Raw genomic sequence first — 6,617 nt, forward strand, 5'->3', positions numbered from 1 at the left:
GGCCCAGCGGCACGCTGCGGCGCTTGCTGCCCTTGCCCAGCACCTGGGCCTCGGCGCTGGCCAGATCGACCCAGCCGCGCGCGGTGCCGCTGGCCTGGGCATCCAGGCCCACCAGCTCGGCCACGCGCAGGCCGCAGCCGTAGAGCAGCTCGACGATGCAGCGGTCACGTGCCTCCAGCGCCGGGTCGGCCCGGGTGTCGGCATGGTCGGCCAGCTGCACCGCATCGTCGGCCGACAAGGCCTTGGGCAGGGGCTTGGCCGCCTTGGGCGCACGCAAGCCCTCGATCGGATTCAGCGCCACCAGCCGCTCGCCGCCCAGCCAGCGATACAGCCCGCGCCAGGCCGACAGCAGCAAAGCCAGGCTGCGCGGCCCCAGGCCCTCGCGGTGCAGCTGCGCCACCCAGCGTCGCGCCTGCGCGGTCTGCAAGCGCAGCAGCTCGACGCCGTCGCGCAAGGCCAGCGCCTGCAGGCGCTGCAGCGCGTCCGCGTAAAGACTCAGCGTGCGCGGCGCCAGCCGGCGCTGCACGCGGGCATGCGCCAGATAGCGCTGCAGCACATCCTCAGTCTGCGGCGCCGACATCGGGAGCGGCCGGCGCCGGCAGCAGCCGCGCCAGGCCGGCACTGGCGATCTCGCCGATGCGGGCCAGGAATTCGGTGCCCATCTCGGCCGTGTAGCGGGTCGGGTCGGGCGAGCCCAGCACCAGCATGCCAAAGGCCTGGCCTCCCTGCGACAGCGGGATCAGGGCCAGCGAGGTCACGCCGTGGCTTTGGTCCAGCCAGCGCGCCGCCTCGAAGCCCGAGTTGACGCCGCAGTAGGGCTGATTCAGGCTGGCCGCGAAGCTCTTCACATCCTGGCTGACCGCCTGGGCAAACTCGGCCCCGGCATGCGGGGCATCGACGCCCCACAGCCGCAGCCCCGCCTGCGGAATCATGAACTGGTGGCGCAGCTCCTGCAGCAGCACGGCCGGCAGCGCCGCCGCATCCCGCGTGCGCATCAGCGACAGGGTCCAGCGGTGCAGGCGGTCGGCGATAGACACATTCTCCTGGCCGTTGCGGATCATCTCGATGATCTTGTGCTCCAGGCCCTTGATCTTCTCGCGCAGCATCTCGGCCTGGCGCTCCTGCAGCGAGACCGCGCGCTGGCCGAGCGGATGGCTCAGCTGCACGCTGGCCAGCAGCTCTGCATGGCGCTCGAAAAAGCCGGGCGTGTTGGCCAGGAAGTCGGCGATGTCCTGCTCGGTGATGCCTTGGGTACCTTGATTGCTGCTCACAGCGTGATCTCTCCATCAAAAACGGTTTGGGCCGGTCCCGTCATCAGCACCGGCGCGGCCAGGCCCTGGCTCAGGCCGGCCCATTCAATCGTCAGCAGGCCGCCCAGCGCCTGCACATCGACCTTCTCGTCCAGCCAGCCCAGCCGGATGCCGGCCACCACGGCCGCGCAGGCCCCGGTGCCGCAGGCCAGGGTCTCGCCGGCGCCGCGCTCGAACACGCGCAGCTTGATGCGGCCCCGGTCCAGCACCTGCATGAAGCCGGCATTGACACGGCGCGGGAAGCGCGCATGCCGCTCGACCTGCGGGCCCAGGCTCAGCACCGGCGCGGTCTCGACATCGGCGACGCGCTGCACCGCATGCGGGTTGCCCATCGACAGCACCGCCACCTCGCAAGCCAGCCCCTCGAGAGGCCAGAGCTCGAAGCCGCCTTCGCCGCGCGGGGTCAGGCCTTGCGCATCGAAGGGCACGCGCTCGAGCGCGAACACCGGCGCGCCCATGTCCACCGTGACCCGGCCATCCTCGCGCAGCCGCAGCTCCAGCACCGCGTTGACGGTCTCGACCTTGATGCTGCGCTTGTCGCTCAGCCCTTTGTCTGACACATAGCGAACGAAGCAGCGCGCGCCATTGCCGCAATGCTCGACCTCGTCGCCGTCGTTGTTGAAGATGCGGTAGCGAAAGTCGATGCCCGGCGTGGCGGAGCGCTCGATCACCAGGATCTGGTCGCAGCCGATGCCGAAGCGGCGGTCGCCCAGCGCGCGCAGCTGCGCCTCGCTCAGCGCCAGCGGCGCCTGGGTGGCGTCGAGGACGACAATGTCGTTGCCGGCCCCCTGCATCTTGGTGAAGCGACGTTTCATGGAGCGATTATCACCGTCAGTACAGGCCCGGCTCGCCCTCGGGCCGGGTCTTGAAGCGCTTGTGCACCCACAGATACTGGGCCGGCCGCTCGCGGATGCGGGCCTCCAGCCACTGGTTGAGCCTGAGCGCGTCGGCCTCGGGGTCATCGCTGGGGTAGCCGGCCAGCGGCTCGCCGGCCTCGACCTCGTAGCCCTGGCCGCCCGGCAGCATGGTCACGACGATGGGCTGGACCCGCATCTGCATGCTGCGCGCCAGCCGCGAGGGTGCCAGCAACGTAGATGCCGGTACGCCGAAAAAGGGCACGAAGGCCGACTCGCGCTCGCCGAAGTCCATATCGGGCGCGTTCAGATAGGCATAGCCCTGGCGGATCAGGCGCAGCACCGGGCGTATGCCCTCGCTGCGCTGCACGAAGGCGGTGGTGCCGAAGCGCGAGCGCCCGCCCAGCATGCGGGTATCGAAGACCGGGGTGCTCTGCGCCTGGTACATATCGACGCCGGGGCTCGCCTGGTTCAGCATCAGGGCCGGGCCCGACCATTCGAGGCCGACGAAATGCGGCAGCAGCCACATCACCGGTGCCCCACCCTGCTCGGCCAGCTTGATATTGCCCTTGACGCGCACCAGTTTCTGCAAGCGCTCGGCCGGGGCAAACCACAGCAGGCCGCGCTCCAGAAAGCTGCGCCCCAGCCAGCCGAAATGCTCGCGCGCCAGGCGCTCACGCTGCACCAGCGTCTGCTCGGGAAAGCACAGCTCCAGATTGCGCAGCGCCACCTTGCGGCGCGAGCCGGCCGCATGCCAGAGCAGCCAGCCCAGGCCCCGGCCCAGCGCCGCCAGCAGGCTCAGCGGCAGGAAATGCAAGAGCCACAAGAGCCCGATGAAGAGGTGGGCGGACAGACGGCCCAGCATCAAGCGCCCCGCCCCAGGTCCAGGCCGCGCGGATTCTTGTAGCGGTGATAGCCCCACAGGTATTGCTGGGGCGCGAGCAGGATCAGGTCTTCCATGGCCTTGTTGATGATGGCGGCTGCGGATTCTGGCGTGGAATCGTCCGGCAGGCTCGGACCCGGACTGATGCGCACCACATAGCCGCGCCCGCCGCTCAGGCGCTCACCCCAGATCAGCAGGATGGGCGCACCGCTTTGCAGGCTGAGCTTGGCCGCCAGGGTCATCGTGTAGGCCGGGCGGCCGAAGAACGGGGCCCATACGCCCAGCCCCTCGGGCGGCACCTGGTCGGGCAGCAGACCCACCGTCTGCCCCTGGCGCAGCGCCCTCAACATCTGGCGCACGCCGGCCAGGCTGGCCGGTGCGGTGGCCAGACCCGGGCGCTCGCGCGTGCCATCCAGCAGCTCGCGCATCCAGGCCTTGCGCGCCGGGCGGAACAGCACCGTGATCGGCGCACGCGCGCCGTAGGCCTCGGCATAGGCCTGGGCCGTGACCTCGAAACAACCCATATGCGGGGTCAGCAGGATCAGGCCATGACCCTGGGCCAGCGCCGCCTCGACATGCTCGCGGCCCTCCAGCCGCACCCGCGCACCCAGGGCCTGGCCGTGCGGCCGCAGCCACAGCCAGGGCAGCTCGCCGATCATGCGGCCGGCGTGCGCGACAGCCGGCCGCGCCTGGGCCCAGCGCAGACCGGCGGTCTGCACATTGGCCTTGAAGCGGGAACGGTAGCTGGGAGACAGCGCCCAGCTGAGCCAACCAACGATGGCGCCCAGGCCATGCAGCAGCCACAAAGGGCAGCGGGAGAGCAAGCGCAGCAACAAGGACATTTGTGTTTCTATAATCGGCTCATCGCCGAGTTAATTTGGACAACTTGCGGGGCGATGCGGGTGTTTATCAAGCCATTGAAAACCCCGCCGGGCTGTCAAGCTCAACAAATGCCGCTAAAGCGTTCGCCGCGTCTCCCGACAGCACGGCAACGCCGACCGACTGACGACTAGGAGCATACAAGTGGCGAACAGCGATTTTCTCTTTACTTCGGAATCCGTCTCCGAAGGACATCCCGACAAGGTGGCCGACCAGATCTCGGACGCGATTCTTGACGCCATCTTCGAACAGGATCCGCGCTCCCGCGTGGCCGCCGAGACCCTGTGCAACACCGGCCTGGTGGTGCTGGCCGGCGAGATCACGACCAATGCCCATGTGGACTACATCCAGGTGGCGCGCGACACGATCAAGCGCATCGGCTACGACAACACCGAGTACGGCATCGACTACAAGGGCTGCGCGGTGCTGGTGGCCTATGACAAGCAGAGCAATGACATCGCCCAGGGCGTCGACCACGCCTCCGACGACCATCTGAACATCGGCGCCGGCGACCAGGGCCTGATGTTTGGCTATGCCTGCGACGAGACGCCGGAGCTGATGCCCGCGCCTATCTACTACGCCCACCGTCTGGTCGAACGCCAGGCCCAGCTGCGCAAGGACGGCCGCCTGCCCTATCTGCGCCCGGACGCGAAAAGCCAGGTGACGATGCGCTATGTGGACGGCAAGCCGCACAGCATCGACACCGTCGTGCTGTCGACCCAGCACGCGCCCGAGTGGAGCCTGGGCGACAAGATGAAGCCCGAGTTCTACGAGGCGGTGCGCGAGGAGATCATCAAGCCGGTGCTGCCCAAGGAATGGATCACGGCCGACACCAAGTACCTGATCAACCCGACCGGGCGCTTCGTCATCGGCGGCCCGCAGGGCGATTGCGGCCTGACCGGCCGCAAGATCATCGTCGACACCTATGGCGGCGCCTGCCCGCACGGTGGCGGTGCCTTCTCCGGCAAGGACCCGAGCAAGGTCGACCGCTCGGCCGCCTACGCGGCCCGCTATGTGGCCAAGAACATCGTCGCCGCCGGCCTGGCACGCCAGTGCCAGATCCAGGTCGCCTACGCGATCGGCGTGGCCCGGCCGATGAATGTCACGGTCTATACCGAGGGCACCGGCGTGATCTCGGACGACAAGATCGCCGCGCTGGTGCAGGAGCATTTCGACCTGCGGCCCAAGGGCATCATCCAGATGCTGGACCTGCTGCGCCCGATCTACTCGAAGACTGCCGCCTACGGCCACTTCGGCCGCGAAGAGCCCGAGTTCACCTGGGAACGTACCGATAAAGCTGCAGCGCTCCGCGCGGCGGCCGGCCTGTAAGGCGGGACCCCCTCACCCGAAGCCACCGCAAGGTGGCTTTTTTACGACCGCCACCACAGCTCGCAACAACTGCGTACAAGCTCGGCTCCGGCTCTCGTTAAGCTGTGCCCGCCCGACNTGGCTTTTTTACGACCGCCACCACAGCTCGCAACAACTGCGTACAAGCTCGGCTCCGGCTCTCGTTAAGCTGTGCCCGCCCGACCACCGCCCGCCCGCGCATGACTTCGCCCACCCCACAGCCCGATGCCGCCCGCCCTGCGGCGCTGCCGAACGCCGACCAGGTGCTGCCCAGCGGCCATAGGCTCGATGGCTATGAGCTGCATGGCCTGATCGCCGCCAGCGGCTCCTCGCTGAGCTATCTGGCGACCGATCTGGAGCTGGGGCTGACCGTGGTCCTGATGGAGTACTTCCCCGCCGCGCTGGCACGGCGCGAGGGCTCGGGCCTTGTCGCCTGCGTCGAAGCCGCTCACGCGGCGGCCTATCAGCGCGGCCTGGCCGCCTTTGTCGACGAAGCGCGCATGCTGGCGCGCTGCCAGCATGCGGCCCTGGTCCAGGTGATACGCCTGTGGCAGGCGCGCGGCACGGTCTATCGCGCCATGCCTTATCGCGGCGGCCAGACCCTGCTCGATCTGCGCCGCGATATGCCGGGCCCGCCCGACGAGGCCTCGCTGCTGGCCCTGCTGGATGATCTGCTCGGCGCGATTGATGCCTTCCACCGCACGGGCCGGACCCACGGCGGCATCCATCCGGGCAGCATCCTGCTGCTCGGCGATGACAGGCCGTTATTGCTGGGGCCCGACTGGGCCGCCGCCACGCTGGCGCTGGATCTGGGTAGCAGCCCTCAGACCGAGTTGCTGGCCGGCTTTGCGCCGCCCGAGCAGCAGGGCACGCCGCCCGGCGCACCGCAAAATCCGGCCTTCGATCTGTTTGCGCTCAGCGAAGTTGTGAGGTTTTGCATCAGCGGCGCGATGCCGCCGTCGGCGCGCCCAAGCGGCGAGCCCCGGGAAGCGACGGCGGCGCTGATCGAGCGCTGCGTCACCAGCGATGCGCGCCCGCGCTACAGCCTGCCGCTCTTGCACACCCTGGACGCCGCCACCTCGGGCCGGCCCCTGGAGAGGCCCGCTGGCGTCGCGCAGTACCGGGCCTGGCTGCTCGGCGGTCCGCCGGCCGAGCGCCGCGCCGCCGAGGAGGCGGTAGCGATGGCCCCAGCCAGCTCTGCGCCGGACGATGCCAACGCCTTTCTGTCGCCGGAATTCCTGGCGCAGCTCAGACGTGCGAACGCCGTGCCGCCCCGGCCCGAATCCGTGCCGCCGGTCCGGCCCGAGGTCCGCGACACAGCCCCCCGGGCGCGGCGGGCGCCGG

6 protein-coding genes and 1 pseudogene are annotated in these 6,617 nt (G+C 69.3%); 2 read left to right on the forward strand and 5 right to left on the reverse strand.

Features of this window, described 5'->3' with window-relative positions; genetic code table 11:
- The 5 genes from PO768_RS27185 to PO768_RS27205 form a co-directional block, all read right to left on the reverse strand.
- Window positions 1-580 (reverse strand): site-specific integrase (locus tag PO768_RS27185; RefSeq protein WP_272648555.1); only part of this gene is annotated, 580 nt, incomplete at its 3' end.
- A complete protein-coding gene (locus PO768_RS27190) occupies window positions 561-1,271 on the reverse strand; it encodes a DUF484 family protein (protein WP_272648556.1) in 711 nt (236 codons plus the stop codon). The genes PO768_RS27185 and PO768_RS27190, both read right to left, overlap by 20 nt.
- Window positions 1,268-2,125: a diaminopimelate epimerase gene (gene dapF, locus PO768_RS27195; RefSeq protein WP_272648557.1), complete on the reverse strand. Its 858-nt coding sequence runs from the start codon at window positions 2,123-2,125 to the stop codon at window positions 1,268-1,270. The genes PO768_RS27190 and dapF overlap by 4 nt, the downstream gene beginning before the upstream one ends.
- A gap of 16 nt (window positions 2,126-2,141) precedes the next feature.
- Complete coding sequence (locus tag PO768_RS27200) at window positions 2,142-3,029, reverse strand: LpxL/LpxP family acyltransferase (RefSeq protein WP_272648558.1); 888 nt, start codon at window positions 3,027-3,029, stop codon at window positions 2,142-2,144.
- Window positions 3,029-3,889, reverse strand: coding sequence for a lysophospholipid acyltransferase family protein (locus PO768_RS27205; RefSeq protein ID WP_272648559.1), 861 nt, complete (start codon window positions 3,887-3,889; stop codon window positions 3,029-3,031). The genes PO768_RS27200 and PO768_RS27205 overlap by 1 nt, the downstream gene beginning before the upstream one ends.
- 181 nt (window positions 3,890-4,070) lie before the next feature.
- On the opposite strand from PO768_RS27205, the gene metK reads away from it, so the two are divergent.
- Window positions 4,071-5,255 (forward strand): methionine adenosyltransferase, encoded by a 1,185-nt coding sequence (gene metK / locus PO768_RS27210; RefSeq protein ID WP_272648560.1) that lies wholly within the window; start codon window positions 4,071-4,073, stop codon window positions 5,253-5,255.
- Window positions 5,256-5,473: 218 nt separating this feature from the next.
- A pseudogene (locus tag PO768_RS27215) lies at window positions 5,474-6,617 on the forward strand (hypothetical protein); the annotation flags it as partial.

This window comes from Paucibacter sp. XJ19-41 (assembly GCF_028462495.1).
GTDB lineage: Bacteria > Pseudomonadota > Gammaproteobacteria > Burkholderiales > Burkholderiaceae_C > Roseateles_E.